The organism is Methylobacterium terricola, assembly GCF_006151805.1.
In the GTDB taxonomy this organism is placed as follows: Bacteria; Pseudomonadota; Alphaproteobacteria; order Rhizobiales; family Beijerinckiaceae; genus Methylobacterium; species Methylobacterium terricola.
The window spans coordinates 185,912-203,230 of sequence record NZ_VDDA01000008.1 but is presented as its reverse complement, the minus strand read 5'-3'; the positions used below and the strand labels follow the sequence as shown (position 1 = coordinate 203,230).

Annotated in this window: 15 protein-coding genes; 7 read left to right on the top strand and 8 right to left on the bottom strand. The window is 68.5% G+C overall.

Going from position 1 to position 17,319, the window contains the following annotated elements:
- Nucleotides 1-125: 125 nt before the first annotated feature.
- The 5 genes from FF100_RS18890 to FF100_RS37175 all read left to right on the top strand — a co-directional run bounded on the left by FF100_RS18890 (nucleotide 126) and on the right by FF100_RS37175 (nucleotide 5,486).
- Nucleotides 126-884, top strand: a complete 759-nt coding sequence (locus FF100_RS18890) for an SDR family NAD(P)-dependent oxidoreductase (protein WP_139037222.1) — start codon at nucleotides 126-128, stop codon at nucleotides 882-884.
- A 269-nt stretch (nucleotides 885-1,153) separates the two neighbouring features.
- Nucleotides 1,154-2,218, top strand: a complete 1,065-nt coding sequence (gene chvE, locus FF100_RS18885; RefSeq protein ID WP_139037221.1) for a multiple monosaccharide ABC transporter substrate-binding protein — start codon at nucleotides 1,154-1,156, stop codon at nucleotides 2,216-2,218.
- Nucleotides 2,218-3,801 carry a multiple monosaccharide ABC transporter ATP-binding protein gene (gene mmsA, locus FF100_RS18880; RefSeq protein WP_139037220.1) on the top strand — a complete coding sequence of 528 codons (1,584 nt, stop codon included), beginning with the start codon at nucleotides 2,218-2,220 and terminating at the stop codon, nucleotides 3,799-3,801. Before chvE ends, mmsA begins: the two co-directional genes overlap by 1 nt.
- An 8-nt stretch (nucleotides 3,802-3,809) precedes the next feature.
- Complete coding sequence (mmsB, locus tag FF100_RS18875) at nucleotides 3,810-5,015, top strand: multiple monosaccharide ABC transporter permease (RefSeq protein ID WP_139037219.1); 1,206 nt, start codon at nucleotides 3,810-3,812, stop codon at nucleotides 5,013-5,015.
- 300 nt (nucleotides 5,016-5,315) lie between these two features.
- Nucleotides 5,316-5,486, top strand: a complete 171-nt coding sequence (locus tag FF100_RS37175; RefSeq protein WP_171070248.1) for a hypothetical protein — start codon at nucleotides 5,316-5,318, stop codon at nucleotides 5,484-5,486.
- A gap of 104 nt (nucleotides 5,487-5,590) precedes the next feature.
- Here the strand turns inward: FF100_RS37175 and FF100_RS18870 are convergent, their stop codons facing one another.
- Complete coding sequence (locus tag FF100_RS18870) at nucleotides 5,591-6,523, bottom strand: LysR family transcriptional regulator (protein ID WP_139037218.1); 933 nt, start codon at nucleotides 6,521-6,523, stop codon at nucleotides 5,591-5,593.
- A gap of 123 nt (nucleotides 6,524-6,646) precedes the next feature.
- Nucleotides 6,647-6,898, bottom strand: a complete 252-nt coding sequence (locus FF100_RS18865; RefSeq protein WP_139037217.1) for a hypothetical protein — start codon at nucleotides 6,896-6,898, stop codon at nucleotides 6,647-6,649.
- Between the two features lie 221 nt (nucleotides 6,899-7,119).
- On the opposite strand from FF100_RS18865, the gene aroQ reads away from it, so the two are divergent.
- Together aroQ and FF100_RS18855 are read left to right on the top strand one after the other, a co-directional pair.
- Nucleotides 7,120-7,566 carry a type II 3-dehydroquinate dehydratase gene (aroQ, locus tag FF100_RS18860; RefSeq protein WP_139037216.1) on the top strand — a complete coding sequence of 149 codons (447 nt, stop codon included), beginning with the start codon at nucleotides 7,120-7,122 and terminating at the stop codon, nucleotides 7,564-7,566.
- A 241-nt stretch (nucleotides 7,567-7,807) separates the two neighbouring features.
- On the top strand, nucleotides 7,808-8,470 hold the full coding sequence (locus tag FF100_RS18855; RefSeq protein ID WP_139037215.1) for a hypothetical protein: 663 nt from the start codon (nucleotides 7,808-7,810) through the stop codon (nucleotides 8,468-8,470).
- A 48-nt stretch (nucleotides 8,471-8,518) separates the two neighbouring features.
- Here FF100_RS18855 and FF100_RS18850 read toward each other — a convergent pair whose 3' ends face one another.
- The 6 genes from FF100_RS18850 to FF100_RS18825 form a co-directional block, all read right to left on the bottom strand.
- The gene (locus tag FF100_RS18850; protein ID WP_139037214.1) at nucleotides 8,519-10,411 is read right to left on the bottom strand and encodes a TniQ family protein; all 1,893 of its coding nucleotides are present in this window, start codon (nucleotides 10,409-10,411) and stop codon (nucleotides 8,519-8,521) included.
- Nucleotides 10,408-11,478, bottom strand: a complete 1,071-nt coding sequence (locus tag FF100_RS18845; protein ID WP_139037213.1) for an ATP-binding protein — start codon at nucleotides 11,476-11,478, stop codon at nucleotides 10,408-10,410. The genes FF100_RS18850 and FF100_RS18845 overlap by 4 nt, the downstream gene beginning before the upstream one ends.
- Nucleotides 11,475-13,715, bottom strand: a complete 2,241-nt coding sequence (locus FF100_RS18840; RefSeq protein ID WP_139037212.1) for a transposase family protein — start codon at nucleotides 13,713-13,715, stop codon at nucleotides 11,475-11,477. Before FF100_RS18840 ends, FF100_RS18845 begins: the two co-directional genes overlap by 4 nt.
- Before the next feature lie 76 nt (nucleotides 13,716-13,791).
- Nucleotides 13,792-14,283 (bottom strand): hypothetical protein, encoded by a 492-nt coding sequence (locus tag FF100_RS18835; RefSeq protein ID WP_139037211.1) that lies wholly within the window; start codon nucleotides 14,281-14,283, stop codon nucleotides 13,792-13,794.
- Nucleotides 14,284-14,981: 698 nt separating this feature from the next.
- Entirely contained in the window at nucleotides 14,982-15,254 is a 273-nt protein-coding gene (locus FF100_RS18830; protein WP_139037210.1) for a hypothetical protein, read from the bottom strand.
- Complete coding sequence (locus FF100_RS18825) at nucleotides 15,244-17,268, bottom strand: AAA family ATPase (protein ID WP_171070247.1); 2,025 nt, start codon at nucleotides 17,266-17,268, stop codon at nucleotides 15,244-15,246. Before FF100_RS18825 ends, FF100_RS18830 begins: the two co-directional genes overlap by 11 nt.
- Nucleotides 17,269-17,319 lie beyond the last annotated feature (51 nt).

Here is a 17,319-nt window from a genome sequence, read left to right as displayed (position 1 = left end):
CTCCCACCGCGTTTCGCCTCTTGCCCGCGGGTCAGGATTCCGCGATAACGGCCGGGCCACTGGAATAGTCATATTAAATGATTTTCAGTGCGTCGAGCGGACCGACGGGCTTCAGGGAGGAAGCGGTGGCGGCAATCTATCCGGACCTTGCGGGCAAGGTCGTGGTGGTGACGGGCGGCGGTTCCGGCATCGGGGCGGAGCTGGTCCGGCACTTCGCCCGACAGAAATCCCGGGTCGGCTTCCTGGACATCGCGGACGCGCCGTCGCGGGCCCTGGCCGCCGAGCTGGAGGGGCAGGGCCTCGCGGTCGCCTTCGAGCACGCCGACGTCACCGACATTCCGGCGCTCAAGGCCGCGATCGGCCGCATCCGCGACCGTTTCGGCCCGGTCGACGTGCTGATGAACAACGCCGCCCATGACGAGCGCCACGCCACCGAGGAGGTGACCGAGGCCTACTGGGACGGCCGCATCGCCGTGAACCTCAAGCACCAGTTCTTCGCCGCGCAAGCCGTCCTGCCCGACATGAAGGCGACGGGCGGCGGCGCGATCGTGAATTTCGGCTCGGTGTCGTGGATGATCGGCCAGGGCGGCATGGCGGCCTACACCGCCTGCAAGTCGGGGGTGATCGGGCTCACCCGCTCGCTCGCGCGCGACTTCGGCCCCTACAACATCCGGGTCAACGCGCTGGCGCCGGGCTGGATCATGACCGAGCGCCAGCTCGCCCTCTGGGTCACGCCGGAATCCGACGCCGAGATCAATGCCCGCCAGTGCCTCAAGCGCAAGCTGGTGCCGGCGGACGTCGCCCGCTTCGCGGTGTTCCTCGCCTCGGAGGAGGCCGGGGCCTGCACCAACCAGCATTACGTGGTGGATGGCGGCTGGGTGTGAGGGGGGCGGCATGCCGGCCCTCGTAAAGAGATCCGCAGCTGAACATGGCGCGGGTTTCCCCTCCCCCGCAGAGGGGGGAGGGGTAAAGCCCGAGCCGTCATCTTGTCCCGGACGGCCCCTGCGGCTCCCGGTCTGAAAGTCTAGGCTGCGTCAGCCCGGCAGCCACACCACAGAAACATCAAATCCGGCAGAATGGCAGGACGCAATCCTGTCGGACATTACTCACCGGCAGCCCCGCACGACGAAGATGCGGGGATTTGGGAGGAATCATGAAGTCGTTCGTCGCCCTCGTCGGCGGAGCCCTGATGGCTGCCGCGATGCTCGCAACTCCCGCGTCTGCCCAGCAGAAGGGCAAGATCGGCGTCTCGATGCCGACCAAGTCGTCGGCGCGCTGGATCGCCGACGGCCAGGGCCTCGTCCAGGCGCTGAAGGCCAAGGGCTACACCCCCGACCTGCAATACGCCGAGGACGAGATCCCCAACCAGCTGTCGCAGATCGAGAACATGATCACCACCGGCGCCAAGGTGCTGGTGATCGCGGCGATCGACGGGACCACCCTGTCGGACGTGCTGCAGCAGGCGAGCGACCGCGGCATCAAGGTCATCGCCTATGACCGCCTGATCCGCGGCTCGAAGAACGTCGATTACTACGCCACCTTCGACAACTTCCAGGTCGGCGTGCTGCAAGGCAGCTACATCGTCGACAAGCTCGGGCTGAAGGACGGCAAGGGGCCGTTCACCGTCGAGCTGTTCGGCGGCTCGCCGGACGACAACAACGCCTACTTCTTTTACGACGGCGCGATGTCGGTGCTGAAGCCGTACATCGATTCCGGCAAGCTGACCGTGCCGAGCAAGCAGCTCGGGATGGACAAGGTCTCGACCCTGCGCTGGGATGGCGCGGCGGCCCAGGCCCGGATGGACAACCTTCTCTCGGCCTTCTACGGCAACAAGCGCCTCGACGCGGTCTTGTCGCCCTATGACGGCATCTCGATCGGCATCATCTCGTCGCTGAAGGGCGTCGGCTACGGCTCCGGCGACCAGCCGATGCCGGTGATCACCGGCCAGGACGCCGAAATCCCTTCCGTCAAGGCGATCATCCGCGGCGACCAGAGCATGACGGTGTTCAAGGACACCCGCGAACTCGCCAAGGTGACCAGCGACATGGTCGACGCGATCTCGACCGGCGGCCAGGTCCAGGTCAACGACACCAAGACCTACAACAACGGCGTCAAGGTGGTGCCGTCCTACCTCCTGAAGCCGGTGGCGGTCGACAAGTCGAACTGGGAGAAGACCCTGGTCGAGAGCGGCTACTACAAGGCCCAGCAGGTCAAGTGATGGCGGCGTCCCCGGCCTTGGCGGTGACGCCGGCCGCGTCCCCGATCCTGGAGATGCGCGGCATCACCAAGGCGTTCCCGGGCGTGAAGGCGCTCGACAACGTCACCCTCGCCGTCCGTGCCGGCGAGATCCACGCCGTCTGCGGCGAGAACGGGGCCGGGAAGTCGACCCTGATGAAGGTGCTGAGCGGGGTCTACCCCGCCGGCTCCTACGACGGCAGCATCCTGTTCGACGGCGAGGAGCGGCGCTTCTCCGGGATTCCCGACAGCGAGGCGCTCGGCATCATCATCATCCACCAGGAACTCGCCCTGGTGCCGCTGTTGTCGATCGCCGAGAACATCTTTCTGGGCAACGAGGCGGCGTCGCGCTTCGGGGTGATCGACTGGCCGGTGGTCATGGCGCGCACCCGCGACCTCCTCGCCCGCGTCGGCCTCGACGAGGCGCCCGAGACCCTGGTCACCGATCTCGGCGTCGGCAAGCAGCAGCTCGTCGAGATCGCCAAGGCTTTGTCGAAGCGGGTGCGGCTCCTCATCCTCGACGAGCCGACCGCCTCGCTCAACGAGGGCGACAGCGCCGCGCTCCTCACCCTGCTCGAGGCGTTTCGCGAGCAGGGCATCACCTCGATCCTGATCTCGCACAAGCTCAACGAGATCGCCCGGGTCGCCGACAGCGTCACGATCCTGCGCGACGGCGCCAGCGTCGAGACCCTGCCGCGCGCGGCGATGCTGGGGCCGGACGGCCGGCTCGACGAGGACCGGATCATCAAGGGCATGGTCGGGCGCGACCTCGCCCACCGCTATCCGCCGCGGGAGGGCGTCGCGATCGGCGAGCCGCTGCTGGAGGTGACGGGCTGGAGCGTGCGCCACCCGCTCCATCCCGGCCGGCTGGCGGTCGAGGACGTGAGCCTGACGGTCCGTCGCGGCGAGGTCGTCGGCATGGCGGGCCTGCTCGGCGCCGGGCGGACCGAGTTCGCCATGAGCCTGTTCGGCGGCGCCTACGGCCAGCGCGTCGCCGGCGAGGCGCGCCTGCGGGGCCAGCCCACCGATCTCGGCAGCGTCGAGAAGGCGATCCGCGCCGGCCTCGCCTACGCCACCGAGGACCGCAAGGGCTACGGCCTCGTCCTGCACGAGGACATCCGCACCAACGTGTCGCTGGCCAACCTCCCGGGCGTCGCCGCGAAGGGCGTCATCGACGAGGACCGCGAACGGGCGGTGGCCGAGCGCTACCGCGAGCGCCTGCGCATCCGCTCGTCGGGCATCGACCAGGTCACGGTCAACCTGTCGGGCGGCAACCAGCAGAAGGTCGTGCTGAGCAAGTGGCTCTTCGCCGATCCGGACGTGCTGATCCTCGACGAGCCGACCCGCGGAATCGATGTCGGCGCCAAGTACGAGATCTACGCGATCATCAACGACCTCGCCCGGCAGGGGAAGGGCGTGCTGATCATCTCGTCCGAGATGCCGGAACTGCTCGGGATGTGCGACCGCATCCTGGTCATGAACCGCGGCCGCATCGTCGGCGAACTCTCCGCCGATGAGGCCTCGCAGGAGGCGATCATGCGGGCCATCGTCACCTCGGGAGGCTAGAGACACCCATGAGCGACACCGCCACTCCCGCCACCGCCCCGCGCCCGGCGGCCTTCGCCGGTTTCAACCCGAAAGCCTTTACCGGCTCGCTGCGCGATTACGGCATGATCCTGTGCCTCGTCGGCATCGTGATCTTCTTCCAGTTCTTCACCGACGGGGCGCTGCTCCGCCCGCTCAACCTCACCAACCTGGTGCTGCAGAACAGCTACATCGTGGTGATGGCGCTCGGGATGCTGCTGGTCATCGTGGCGGGCCACATCGACCTGTCGGTCGGCTCGACCGCCGGCTTCATCGGCGCGCTCGCCGCGGTGCTGATGGTGCAGATGGGCCTGCACCCGCTCTTCGCCACCTTGCTGTGCCTCGTCGCCGGCGGGCTCATCGGCGCGGCGCAGGGCTGGTGGGTGGCGTACCTGCGCATCCCGTCCTTCATCGTGACGCTCGCCGGGATGCTGGTGTTCAAGGGCCTGACCCTGGCGCTGCTCGCCGGCCAGTCGGTCGGGCCGTTCCCGCCCGATTTCCAGAAGCTCAGCTCCGGCTTCATCCCGGACATCGTCACCGGCGGCTCGCTGCGGATCACCTCGGTGCTCGTCGGCGTCGCCCTGGCGCTGATCCTCGTCGGCTCGAACCTGCGCCGGCGGCTGGGCCAGCAGCGCCAGGGCTTCACGCCGGAGCCGATGGCCACCTTCGCGCTCAAGAACGCGCTGGTCGCCGCGGTGATCGTCGCCTTCAGCACCTGGCTCGCCACCTATCGCGGCCTGCCGAACGTGCTGATCGTGATGTTCGCGCTGATCCTGCTCTACCGCTTCGTGACGAGCCGCACGGTGATCGGCCGTCGCGTCTACGCGCTCGGCGGCAACGAGAAGGCGGCGAAGCTCTCAGGGATCAACACCGAGCGCCTGACCTTCCTCACCTTCGTCAACATGGGGGTGCTGGCGGCGCTCGCCGGCCTGATCTTCGCCGCCCGCCTCAACACCGCGACCCCGAAGGCCGGCCTCGGCTTCGAGCTCGACGTGATCGCCGCCTGCTTCATCGGCGGAGCCTCGGCCTCCGGCGGCGTCGGCAAGGTGACGGGCGCGGTGGTCGGCGCGCTGATCATGGGGGTCATGAACAACGGCATGTCGATCCTCGGCATCGGCATCGATTACCAGCAGGTCATCAAGGGGCTGGTGCTGCTCGGGGCGGTGAGCATCGACCAGTATTATCGCAAGCGGTGAGGGCCCGGGATTCGTCGAAGGGACGCGTCTGATACCGCCGCGCCTTCGAACGGATCCGTTCGAAGGCGCAAGGCAAGCCCGAACGGGCGTCGGCGCTGATGCGCCGGACGCTTTGGCATCGACGTGTCGATGCCAAAGCGCGAGGGTATGAGGCCATCGACGACATCCCGGGTTCCGCTGCGCGGCCCCAGGATGACGTCGAGAACCGCGATCCCGCCGCGAGGGACGCGGGTCGATCGTGGTGCGAACCCCATCGCCCGCCAGACGTTGCTCCCGGGAAGAACTACCCAGGAGTACTCCATGGCTGACCCGAACCCGACCAAGACCCAGCCGCCCGGCGTCGACGAGGACGCGATCAGCCGGCCGCGGCTCACCCCGCAGGGGCGCGACGCGCCGGAGGCCGGGGGCGAGGACGCCACCGATCCGGCGGGCGGCGCCAAGCAGGGGCAGGGCGACAAGGCGGAGGGCTAGAGCACGTCACGATCGCGTGGCCATCGCGACGCTCTCTAAGTCCTTGGTTTGCCGCATTTTCTTCGACGAACCGGGATCCACTTCGTCGGAAAATGCTCGAGGCCTCACGGCGCCGCTGTCCGGGCGCGCTCGCGCTCGGCGGCCAGGGCCGGGGCGCCGAACCACTCCGCCCGCATCGCTTCGCGCAGCAGCGCGCCGACCGCCGGGGCGTGCGGCCGGCCGCGGACGGTGACGAGGTTGACCTCGCGCCAGAATTCCGGGTCGACCAGCGGGCGCGCGACCACCCCGGGATGCGTGACGCAGGAGCGCGGCATGAACCCGAATCCGAGCCCGGCCGCGATCATCGCCAGGATCCAGTCGTCGCGCTCGCTCCGGTAGATCGTCTCGCAATCGGTGCAGCCCTGCGCCTCCCAGATCGGGCCGGCGACGCCGCGGAACTCGCAGCTGAGGCGGTGGACGTAATGCTGGCCGCTGAGGTCCTCCGGGCGGATCGCGTCTCGCGCCGCCAGCGGGTGCCCGGCCGCCACGGCGATCACCATCGGCTCGCGGAACAGGGCGACGGGATGGAGCCGCGGATCGGGATCCCGGCCCGGCAGGCAGTAGAGCGCCACCTCCAGGCTGCCGGCGAGCAGACGCTCCTCGAGGGTGCCGGCGCTGGCATCGACGATGTCGAGCTCCAGGTCGGCGTGCCGCCTCCGGAGACCGCCGATCAGCCCGATCAGGGCGTCGGGCTGGATCGTGCACATCACCCCGAGGGTCAGGCGGGTGCGGCGCTGCCGGCCGAAGGCGCGGGCCTCGGCCTGCGCGGCCTGCGCCTTGGCGTAGACCTCCTCGAGATAGGGCCGCACGGTGCGTCCGAGTTCGGAGAGCTGCGTGCCGGTACGCTCGCGATGGAACAGCGCCCCGCCCAGTTCCTGTTCCAGGAAGTGGATCGCCCGGGTGAGCGAGGGCTGGGTCACGTGGCAGGCCTGGGCGGCGCGGGTGAAGTTGTGCTCCTCGCACAGGGCCAGGAAGTAGCGGACCTGGTGCATCTCCATCGCCGCCCTCCGCAGCATCGGCCTTGGACCGAAGGGCCCCGCCACCTGGGACGGTCGCGAGGCTAACACCGCGAGGGCCGGCCGGGAACGCGGATGCCGGGACGGGTCGGCAGGGACGCCCCGTCAGCACCATGGGCAGGAGGGCCAGGCCGGCGGATCCGAGGGGCGCGTCGGCTCGGCCTGGCGGAGAGGGCGGGTCGTGCGGAGCGGCAGCCTCCGTGGGCCGCCGCCGGTGCCGGTGGTGCGCGGCGGCACAGGCATCGCGGTCGCGACGGCGTCCCGGTTCTCGGGGTGCAGGAGCGACTGGGTCCAGGCATCGGCGGGACTGGTCGAGACGGTCGCGAGTACGGCGCCGGCGAGGAGGAGGCTGCGCATCGGAGGAACCCTTTTCCGGACAGCGGAGGCGGAATGTCCCGCTCGATGACCGGATCCTCGCTCCCGCGCCCCTGAGCGGGCCAATGCCGTTCGCCTATCGTGGCGATGCCGTCCGGCTCTCGTCCCCGGCGCGGCGGTTGACGGACCGACGCGGACGGGCGCCTAAACGGGGCCTCGCGACATGCATCCGCGCCCGGCGCGCCCCATCCTGGAGAGCCCCCATGAGCCGCCTCGTCTACGTGCTGAACGGCCCGAACCTGAACCTGCTCGGCAAGCGCCAGCCGCACATCTACGGCAGCGAGACGCTCGCCGATGTCGAGGCGTCGTGCCGGGCGCTCGCGGGCGAGCTGGGACTGGAGGTCCGCTTCCACCAGTCGAACCGCGAATACGAGATCATCGACTGGATCCACGAGGCGCGCGAGACCGCCGGCGGCATCGTCATCAACCCGGCGGCCTTCACCCATACCTCGGTGGCGATCCTCGACGCGCTCAACACCTTCGAGGCCCCGGTGATCGAGGTGCACATCTCGAACGTCCACAAGCGCGAGGCCTTCCGCCATCACTCCTACGTCTCGCTGCGTGCCGATGGCGTGATCGCGGGGCTGGGCACGCAAGGGTATGGGCTGGCGTTGCGCCGGGTCGCGCAGCTGATCGGCGAGACGGCGTAGAATCAGGTGGACCGGAGGCGGTCGCCCGCCTCCGGTCCTCTTGCCCCGCGGCCCAAAGTTCTGTTTCGCGTCCCTCGGGATAGCCGCTTGTGAGACGCAAAGTTCTGGGTTCGACGGACGCGAAGTTCCGTTTTCCCTCGGACGGCAAGCGGCACCGAGGATCCGCCCCTCAATTGTGGGTTTCACAACCGGCGCCGATCCTGCTGGGAGAGGCCATCGTGGCCGTTTCGGGCCTGGTTCGATGCACTACGACTACGAGGCCGCCGCGAACCGTCGGCGAGCCGCAGAGCTACTGGCGACGCTGAAGGGGCGGGTCCCCTACGCCGAGGGCGCGCTCGACGCGACGTTGGCGCGCACGGCTTCGACATCGTCGGCACACTGGCGGCTGTCGAACGTCGTCGGCGTCCATCTCCACGAGACGCCCGATGGCTGGTGCGCCGACCTCGTCTTCGAGGGGCTGCCCGATGGCGTCCCGTCGATGATTCCCACTCCGAAGCCATTCCATCTCCGGGTCGACGCCGTGCGCGAAGCCATAGGGCAGCTGAGGCTGTGCGACGGGCGCGAGAAGCTGCCCCTACCGCCTGGAGGTGCCGAGGAGCTCTGGTTCAAGTTTGACCTCCTCGACGTGCGGGTCGACCCGAATCACCTGCCGACCCTCGCCGCCAGCGCCCTTCCTCACGAGGAGAAGGTCGAGATCGCGAAGGGCAAGCTCGCCTCGCTTCGCCTCGTGATCTGCGACGACGAGCCCATGACGGCCGCGAGGCTGGCGACCGCGCCTGCCAAGCTTCAGGACTTCACGCGGCTGATGTGTGCCTACGCCTGTACCCAGGGCTTGAGGCAGTTCACCCTCGCCGACGGCGTCATGGCCGATTATGAGCTTGCCGCGATCGCACCGATGCGCTGAGGCAGGGCGCCTTCGCCCGCGAACTAGAGGGGTTTGCCTATCGGCGTTTCACTCCTTCGTGCTTGCCTCTTCATGGGAGAGGTCCTCACGCAGGTAGATCCAGGTATCAATCTCGCTGACCTCGAAGGCGGGCTTGCGGCCAGCCCGCTTTAGATCGGAGCGTACCAGCCGGGGATCGCGGCCTTGCAGGCGGCCGAGCTCGCTCAAGGTTACGTAGCGCGCCCTGAACGCCTCGACGCTATCGCGTGTAACGACCGGGATATGGCGCCGGAAGACCGGGCAAAACTCCTGGGCGACGGTCAGATGCCCGGTCGCGATCAAAGCGCGCATCGTCGGGAAGCTCAGCCCCCGCACCTCGGTGGCCAACTCCTTCAGCATCAAGCCAGTCCGGGGCCGAGCGTCGCGTTGCAGATGCGATATCACCTCATCGACATCCACGAGCAGGTCGTCGTATCGGCGACCATCTCTCAATCGTCCCTTCCATGTGAGCTGCCCCTCCAGGATCATTCGAACCAAATCCGCGCAGTTCGTGGACGCCGCGAAGCAGGCGCGTCCGATGGTGCGCTGGCCCCTATGCGGGCGTTCGATCGAAACCGAACCTTCCAACAGGGTTTCCATAAATCCAGCGAGCTTGGCGCGTGGCACACGGTGCCTTGCCCTTCGAACGGTCGTGGATGCGAAGAGCGTCGGCAGAAGTCCCTGAGCGACAAACTCGACGAGATGCTTCTTCGGGATCCCGGTCGCAGCCTGCACCTCGCTGAAGGACATTGCCTCACCGAAATCCCGTAACAGGTGATCGAACTCGTCGACCCGAATGGTCAAACGACTACGACCGGGTGCGGACAATGCTGACCCAAGTCCGGCCCTCGCAAAGATCACCTTGAGGGTGGGGCGGGTGGTCCGGGACGCCGCGGCGGCGGAGGTTGCCGTGTGCAGGCGCCTACGCTCCAAGACTTGGCCTAGAACCAGGGACCCTCCCGGAAGCGGCACGTTCTCTATGATATGCCCGCGCACCACCTCCCGGAACGCGTCGAAGCCGGGATCCTCGGCGTTCCTTTCCAGGATCCTGAGGATGTGGCCATAGATGCCCATCATCCCGACCTGGCCGACCCCATGGCTTCTCTCGACTAACGTTGAAAGGAACCGCTCGATCGCCGGCCTACCCTCGGCAGCTATGTGGTAGCCTGTCAGCCACACGGCCGCCCGCTCCTTGCCTGCGAGTGACCTCAACCGGCTGCGGGCAACCCCCGCAAACTCGATGCCGATGGCCTCGCAGACCACCATCGCGGCGTGCAACGGCATCTCGTTCAGCCAGTTCGATGCATCCAACTCGCCGCCGATGCGACGCAGGACCCATTCCTCGAAGGCGTTTGGGTCCGCGGGCTCCGCCACGGAGCATAGGCGCCGGATGTTCGGCAGAACCTCGATCCGCATGTCCTGCGAGAAATCCGCGACGGAGCCGCGACAGTCGGCCCGGCTGGTTTCAGCGAGGTAAACGCCGTGCTCCGGGCAGGAACGAACCTGATCCACCATCCACTCGACACGGAGCCAAGGTCGGGCCACCGCCGGCACGTCATGCGGAGGTTCGACGAGGTCCTGGCGGATGCAGTGGGGACAGAAGCGATAGTAACCCGAGAGGAGCGTTCCCCGAGCGAGCCTCACGTCTTGGAGATCGGTGAAAAGACCATCGGATTGTCGCCGAGGCGTGTGATGTCGAAGCGCATCCAGTTGCAACTGGTCGAGGCTACCGAGCGCGGCCACACCGTCGATTTCGCGATCGTGCCCGTTGTAGATACCGCGTGGGTACAGACCGTTCGCGCGCACCAAGAAGTTCATGTCGAGGCCGTTCAGCGCCGCCAATCGTGCAGCGTAGCCGACTGCTGGCTCCCGCGGATGCGGCGGCAACTTCCAGCGCAAAGGCTCGATCGGTGCGGAGGTCATCGTCCGGCGCCCTCGTTCTCCTCCACGTCGAGGTAGAGCCCAGAGGGCAAGGACGCCCAGGCATCCACCATGAACGGGTTCAGCTCGTTGCGGTCCCGTGTGCGCGAGCAATTCGCATAGGCCAATGCGAAGTGGCCGGGGAGGAGCTCGTTGCAGTTCGGGGCGTGCAGCGCCTCATGGATGGCGTTCACGACGACCTTGCAGATCCGGCCGAACGCATAGTCCGCGGCGTGGGCCACACGCTCCGGCATGTCGGTTTCGGGCAGCGACCCGAGGCCGAGGCCCGCGGCTTCCGACAGGTCCCTCATGATGCGAATGACCTGGTTGCGCTGACCTGGAATTCTCAGGCGCGGCAGGTGGACCCAACGCCCGCGGCGCTCGTACTGGCGGTCGGCCATGCCGATCCTCCTGATGCTGGGCAAGCCGGACAGCACGAAGGCGACGGGCCACACGTTGGAGATCGAGACCGCCTTGATCGCGGTGGACAGCTCCCTCAGCGCGACCTCGTTATTCTCCCTCTCGGTGATGTGCGAGATCTCGTCGATGTGGACGAACATCACGCGCCTGCGTCGCAGCGCTTCTGGCATCTCGCTCCAGAGGTCGCCTTGCCCCCGGTCGGGCTTCATCGGATGGCCTGCCGCGGCGATGATCTGCCTCGCGATGATGCGGGGGAGGGAGTAGCCCGATAGCTTGACCGAGACGTAAGGCTCGATGGTGCCGAACGAGGTCTCGATCGGCTGGAGGATCGGATGCCTGCTCATGACCCGCTGGACCGATTCCGACTTCCCCGCGCCACTATCGCCCGTGACGAAGAAGATGTCCGGCTCCTTGCGAGACACCTCACGGGTCGCGACCACGTGCTCGACGTATCGGGAGAACAGCCCTTCGAGCAGCGTATCGCGGCGGCTCTCCACGTGGACGGCCAGCACGCGGTCAAGGCGTTCGACGACTTGCCGGCTCTTCTCGGGGAGGCGTGCCCTGAGAGCGCGGCGGTAGGCCGCGTCATCGTCGACGGTGGGAATGTCGAAGGCGGGGCCGCGCCCGAGCCGCTTACCGTCGGTGCTCATAGTCCGTCCTCGTCGTCCATGTCGCTCGGCCTGAGGAGCTCCTCCGCACCCGGGACGACGCGCGTCACGGCGGCCGGCGGCAGCCGCCCCGGCGGTGCGGCGACCGACGTACCGAGGTTGCCAGGCCCGTATCCGGCCGGGGCCGGAGGGCCGCTTGGCGCCGCTTGCTTGGAGACGGCCACGAGCCCACGGCGCTCGACCGCCTTGACCAAGCGGTTGAACTGCTCCTCGGATATGACGTCCGACGGCACGCCCGCCCTTCGGCGAGCGGCCTCGGCTTCCTTCATGAGGTCGTGGAGGGCATTGAGCTTGAACGGGTAGCCCGCCAGGCGCTCCTGCCGGGCGAACCGCCGAGCCTCGCGGTTCTCCTGTAGGACCTCCGCGAGCGTGAGATCGTGGAGGTCCTGGCACTCGAAGGGGAGGTAGGAGCCGTCACCCGGGAACTGCTCCCGGAACTCGCTCGGCACCCGCACCAGGATGGTGCCCATGTCGTCGGGGTCCGTGACGATCACCAGCGGCTTGCCGCCGACCAGTCCCCGAAGCTTCCCCATGAGGGGATGGACGTACTGTGAATTGAGGTAGGTGACGCCGTCGGCGGCGAGGAACCTGTTCGGTACAGCCAGGCCGAAACTCAGCATGCGCTTGAAGTGGTCGGGCGGTGGGGCGAGGTTGTTCTCCGCCTGATGCCACGCCTGGTAGGGGCGCTTCCCGTTGAGCCCCGCGTGTGAGGTGTGGTGGTAGTCGTCGACGATGAACCGCACCAGATGCAGGTAGACGTCCTCGGCGAGCAAGCTCGCGAGTTCCTCGGACCGGTACTCGCCCCGCTCCACGACGTTCGAGAACGACTGCCCGGTGTAGAGACGGCAGAGTCTCTTGATGTTTCGGAAGAACGACTCGATCGTCCCGCGCTGCCGGGGGTCGGGTCCGGGCAGGCGGTGCTCGATGTCAAGGCGGCCTAGGGTGCTGTGGAAATCGCCCTGGAAGGCGGGCCCGCCATCCGTCGCGATCTCCGTCGGCCGCGCGGTCATCGGCCAGTCGCTCTTAGCTCCGGCGAGGGCGACAAGCGGCCCCTTGTCGACCACGATGCTGCGCAGTGCCGACTTTGACCCCGCGGCCGAGGGAGCGAAGGGCGTCACCTGCAGGCCGACGACGCACTTCGTGACCACGTCGATCGCGACGGTGACGGTGCAACGGACCGCGACGCGGTTCTTTCGGAGCCTGCGTTCCTCGGCCTTCGCGTTGGCTCCCAGCGTCGCCCGCACGTGCTTGTTCTGCAGGACGGCGAAGAGATCCATCTCCCAGTCGTCCATCTCGACCCGGTCCATCCGTTCGAGCTTGGTGAGCCCGTCCAGGGACACGAGGCCGTTGCCCACCGGCGCGTACTTCAACAGCGCTCGCTTGTGTCCGAGATGGGCCAGGTCGACGAGGATCGGCGGCAGCTTGGCGATGCGCCGGCGGACCGTGCGTTCGCTCACCGAGACCCGCTCCGCCGGCGACAGCCGATCGTTGAGTAGCTTGAGGTCGGCCGCGATGCGGAGGTGGATGTCCGTGACCTTCGGCCGAGCCGCGCTGGCGAAGGCGCGCACATGCTTGTCGACGATGCCGCGTGCGCGCGGGTCGAGCTGCTCGCGATTCCCGCACTTATGGTATTGTCTCCGCAGGACACCGGGTCGATCGTCCCCCGCGTCGAGCATATTGAGCCAGCCGAGGAGCGTTGTCGCTCCAGGATAGTCGAAGGTCTTGCGGCTTCCGCCGGCCTCTCTCCTGCCAGGTGGCCGCGTCGTCCCGAAGGTGTCGACATACCACTGAAGCATCGCGTGCTTCTCGGCGGCGATGAAGTTGGAGATGTCCTTCGGCGTCTTGTTCAGTCGGCTGGCCCGTCCGGCGATCCCCTTCCAGGCATGCCGGAAGCGGACGCACCACTCGACCTTCCACGCGATATCGCGGAGCTCGGCGTCGGTCAGGTCGTGGAGGTCGGACAGGTCCCCGCCATCGGCGCGATCACGGAGCAATTGGTAGGCGTGCGAAAAGTACCCTTCCTCAATCCGGATGCGCTTCGCCTCCCGGAGGCGGGCGTACTCCTCGTCGGTGAGGGGAGAGAGAGCCGTTTCGACCACGGCGTCGTCGACGACCTGGCGCAGGAGGTTGGCCTTGCCCTCCCTGCCCGCGGGACGGTACCGCACGCCCGCGATGGTGACGCGGTCGTTGAGCCCGAGTGCATAGCGTTCGACCGCCATCTCATGTTCTCCGGGACGTGCGGCAGCGCGAAGATGACGTTTGCGTCGATCTTCGCGCGCCGAGTTGTCGGCCTCGTTAAGGGCGATGGTTACCGTTCTCGTTCGCGTTCGCGGCCCGGTTCGTCAGCGGCAAGTCGAGGTGGAGCCTCTCCCCGGGTGGACTGGCCAGGATCCCGGACTGCAGGAGCGCCACCGCCGCACGGACGCCCCGCTGGCCGAGGCCAGAGGCGAGGGCGACCTCGCGGAAGGTGGTTCCCGGTCCGAGCCGCGTGAGCGCGGCTTGGACCGCCTTCAGCGCGGCATGGTCACGATCCCGCCCGCATCGGAGGATGAGGCGCCCGTTGAGGACCGCGACCGGATCGAGGGTCTCGTAGGTGACCGTGCGAAAGTCGTCCGCGATCTCCGCCCCATGCTCGGCGCAGATCGCCCGCAGGACAGCCTCGACCCCGTCGGCTGCCACCGCCGCCTCGGAGTGCTTGACCGCGAAGGCTTCCCGCCTGCCGTCCGCCCACTCGACGATGAAGTCGATGAAGTGGACGCGCGGATCGCCGTCGAGGTGGTACCGCACCGATCTCTGCTCGCGGATCCGGACCACTCCGGGCAGCGATGCCAGCACGGTCAGGACCGCGCGTTCGACCTCGCTCTCGTAGTAGTACCAGACACCTCGGAAGGGGTCGGGTACGGTGCCGACGGACGACCTGAACCACTTCGGCCTGGGGAAGCGGTCCGGATTGGTGTCGCTGGCATCGTACCCGACGAGGCCGGTGGCCGACTGCGCGGCTTGCCCGGTCTCCCCCTTTGGGCAGGGTCAGCCTGTCACCCTTTGGCGGGAATGACGCCCCGGTGCCCGAGGCGCTCGGCCCGACGGGCTCGAATATTGGACGCGATGATGCTGTGGCGTGCGGGCATGGCGATGCTCCTGGATGACAGGCATGACGTCGCGCCTCGCGATCGGGCGCGCCTTCGATCTCGGTGAAGGAATGGGCGTCCGCGGACGCCCAAGGTCATTTCCGGCTGGGAGAGATCGCCGTCGATAGGGCGCCCGACCGGAAGGCGGAGAGGGTCATGCAGGACATGGCGGTCTTCCTCCGATCTTGGCTTGGGCGTGAGCCGTCGCGGGAAATCCAGGCGGCCCGGGGAGAGTGCCGGCGGACACCTACACGGAGGTTAATTTTTCCCTGGACCCGATAGGACCCTGTGGACAACCTGTTCGAATATCGGCTCCGCAAAGCCCGATCTGAGACCATGCGGAGCCGGGTTCATCGGTCAGGTGAGGTCGGACGCCCCCTCGTCCAACCAGCCCTCGGACGATCGGCGATCGGCGAAGGGACGGACCCAAACGTCACTGGGGTGCCGTCCCCCGCGGCTGGCCAGAGCCCTGGCGCGAGCCTCGGCCTCGCGCATGGCGGAACTGCCGAGCGTCTGTAGCAGGTCCCTGATCGTCCGCTCGAAGGCGGGCTCGCCGAGCTCGACCCGCATTGTGGAGAGCCGGCGGAACAGCTGCCCGACCTGGGCGTCGGGGTTCATGTCATCGCGCATCGCGAGCCCTCCCGTTACGGTTCGACCGCGCCGGGGTTCCGGCGTGGCTTCGGATCAGGCGCTCGACCTCCTCCCCCGACAGGACCCGGGTCGCGACGAGCCGCTCGGCCACCGCCTCGATCGCCGGACGGTGGTCGCGCACGAAGGCTACGGCCCGGGCGTAGAGCGCCTGAAGATCCCGCTCGACGACCCGGCGCAAAGCGGGGTCGTCCCGCATCGCGGCGACCGCCGCGTCGGGGCCGCCGCGGATCGCGAGTTCGTCACCAAGTCCGAACGTCGCGTGGATGGAGGCAACGAGTTCGGTCGCCTTCGCCAGGTCGCTGCCCGATCCACCACCGGCGCCGGTGTTCGCCGCCCCGCTGGAGGCGTCCATCGCCCGGCCTGCGAGGGCAACGATCACGAGGTCCTCGATCTGCGCCCGCGTCATCAGTGTTCGACCGTGGAGCAGGGCGCGGACCGACCCGGCCGTCCCGGTGCTCATGGCGAGGCTCACCGAGCGAAGCGTGCCGATGTCACGGATCCGGGCCGCGACCGCATGGGCCGCCTCGTGACGGGCGCAGACCGCGAGTTCCTCGGGCGTCCGGTCGTCCTCGGGCGCGACCGCACGGGCGAGGTCCGCGACGACCATGCGACGGCCCTCGGCACGGGCCGCGGAGCGCGCGGCCTTGATCCACCCGACCGCTTCCGCCCCGGTGGCGCCTGTGCCGAGCATCGCCACCGGCATCAGGTCCTCGCCGGGCAGGTCGGCACCGAGGTGCTGCCGGAGGATGCCCGCGAGGTCCTCGACCGAGGGGCGCGCGATCTCGATCGGCGGGAACAGCCGGCCGGGCCGGATCATCGCCGGATCGAGGGCCGACAGGTGGTTCGTCGCGCCGACCACGATGAGCCGCGAGGCGTCTCCGGATGTTGTGCTGTCGAGGGCGGCGAGCACCCCGGTGATGACGGGGGTCCACCAGTCCCGCCCGCGGGCGCTCAAGCCATCGCGGCTCGGGATCGCATCGACCTCGTCGAGGAAGAGCAGGGCTGGCGCCTGGGCCGCGGCAAGGGCGAGCTTGCCTTCGAAGGCCTTGAGGACGCCGTCGAGGTACCCGTTCGAGCCGGTGAACCACCCGCTCACGGACGTTGCGATGAGCGGGATGCGCGCCGCCTTCGCGACGCTCCGGACGAAGGAGGTCTTTCCCGTCCCGGGCGGGCCGTAGAGCAGCGCGGTCCGCTGCACCGCGGACCAGTCGAGGCGACCCTCGCGCCAGGCGTCCAGGTCCCGGACGAGATCCCTCGCCCACTCCATCGCAGGGCTGCCGTAGCCATGCAGCGTCTCCAAGTCCGGCACCTCGCCGAGCTGGGGATCGATGCCCGAGCGCGCCTCGGCGATCGAGCGGATCCGCGCGATGCACTCGCGGGGCGTCGAGCCGATCCGGATCTGCGAGGTCAGCGCATCGAAGTTGAGCGACCCTGCGACCGCCACAGGCATGCGGCGGGCGCGCTTGCCTGTGGCGGCGCGGATCGTCTCCGCGACGACACGGTTCGAAGGCGGGCCGATGCGGATGACGAGGTCGGCTGCGGCGACGAGGGCCTCGGGCAGGTAGCGCTCCGGCGCGTGCGAGACCCCGGCGACGCGGGCCCCCTCGCAGAGGAGCCGCGCGACCTTGTCGTTGCCCTCGCTCGGCTTGTGCTGGGTCTTCGAGGAACCGTCTCTAACCTCGACGTGGACGAAGGGGACGATGTCGCGGAGGGCGCTGCCGACGTGCTGGCACCAGTCGGCCGTGGGAACCTCGACGACGACCGCCAGGCCTCCCGGGCCGCGCAGGCGGCGCAGGCCGGCCGGGCCGAGGGCTTCGAGGAGCGCGGCGCCGGGCAGCACCTCCCGCGCGGCGCGCAGGCCGGCGAGGCCGTGCCTGACGTAGGGCGTCTGCGCGTCATCGGCGGGAAATCCCGCTTCGTCGCGCGGCATCAGCTCTGGGACGAAGGCGTCGTTGCCGTGGCTCGGCTTTCGCCCGTTCTGGGAGTTGGACATTTCGGCTGCCTCCATGCGCGAGGCAGCCGGCCGCGATTGCGGCCCGGTCAG

What these genes read in the sequence shown, in the direction of transcription:
- chvE (WP_139037221.1), top strand. Translation starts at nt 1,154, where the DNA reads ATGAAGTCGTTCGTCGCCCTCGTCGGCGGAGCCCTGATGGCTGCCGCG.
- mmsA (WP_139037220.1), top strand. Translation starts at nt 2,218, where the DNA reads ATGGCGGCGTCCCCGGCCTTGGCGGTGACGCCGGCCGCGTCCCCGATC.
- mmsB (WP_139037219.1), top strand. Translation starts at nt 3,810, where the DNA reads ATGAGCGACACCGCCACTCCCGCCACCGCCCCGCGCCCGGCGGCCTTC.
- FF100_RS37175 (WP_171070248.1), top strand. Translation starts at nt 5,316, where the DNA reads ATGGCTGACCCGAACCCGACCAAGACCCAGCCGCCCGGCGTCGACGAG.
- FF100_RS18870 (WP_139037218.1), bottom strand. Translation starts at nt 6,523, where the DNA reads ATGGAGATGCACCAGGTCCGCTACTTCCTGGCCCTGTGCGAGGAGCAC.
- FF100_RS18865 (WP_139037217.1), bottom strand. Translation starts at nt 6,898, where the DNA reads ATGCGCAGCCTCCTCCTCGCCGGCGCCGTACTCGCGACCGTCTCGACC.
- aroQ (WP_139037216.1), top strand. Translation starts at nt 7,120, where the DNA reads ATGAGCCGCCTCGTCTACGTGCTGAACGGCCCGAACCTGAACCTGCTC.
- FF100_RS18855 (WP_139037215.1), top strand. Translation starts at nt 7,808, where the DNA reads ATGCACTACGACTACGAGGCCGCCGCGAACCGTCGGCGAGCCGCAGAG.
- FF100_RS18850 (WP_139037214.1), bottom strand. Translation starts at nt 10,411, where the DNA reads ATGACCTCCGCACCGATCGAGCCTTTGCGCTGGAAGTTGCCGCCGCAT.
- FF100_RS18845 (WP_139037213.1), bottom strand. Translation starts at nt 11,478, where the DNA reads ATGAGCACCGACGGTAAGCGGCTCGGGCGCGGCCCCGCCTTCGACATT.
- FF100_RS18840 (WP_139037212.1), bottom strand. Translation starts at nt 13,715, where the DNA reads ATGGCGGTCGAACGCTATGCACTCGGGCTCAACGACCGCGTCACCATC.
- FF100_RS18830 (WP_139037210.1), bottom strand. Translation starts at nt 15,254, where the DNA reads ATGCGCGATGACATGAACCCCGACGCCCAGGTCGGGCAGCTGTTCCGC.
- FF100_RS18825 (WP_171070247.1), bottom strand. Translation starts at nt 17,268, where the DNA reads ATGTCCAACTCCCAGAACGGGCGAAAGCCGAGCCACGGCAACGACGCC.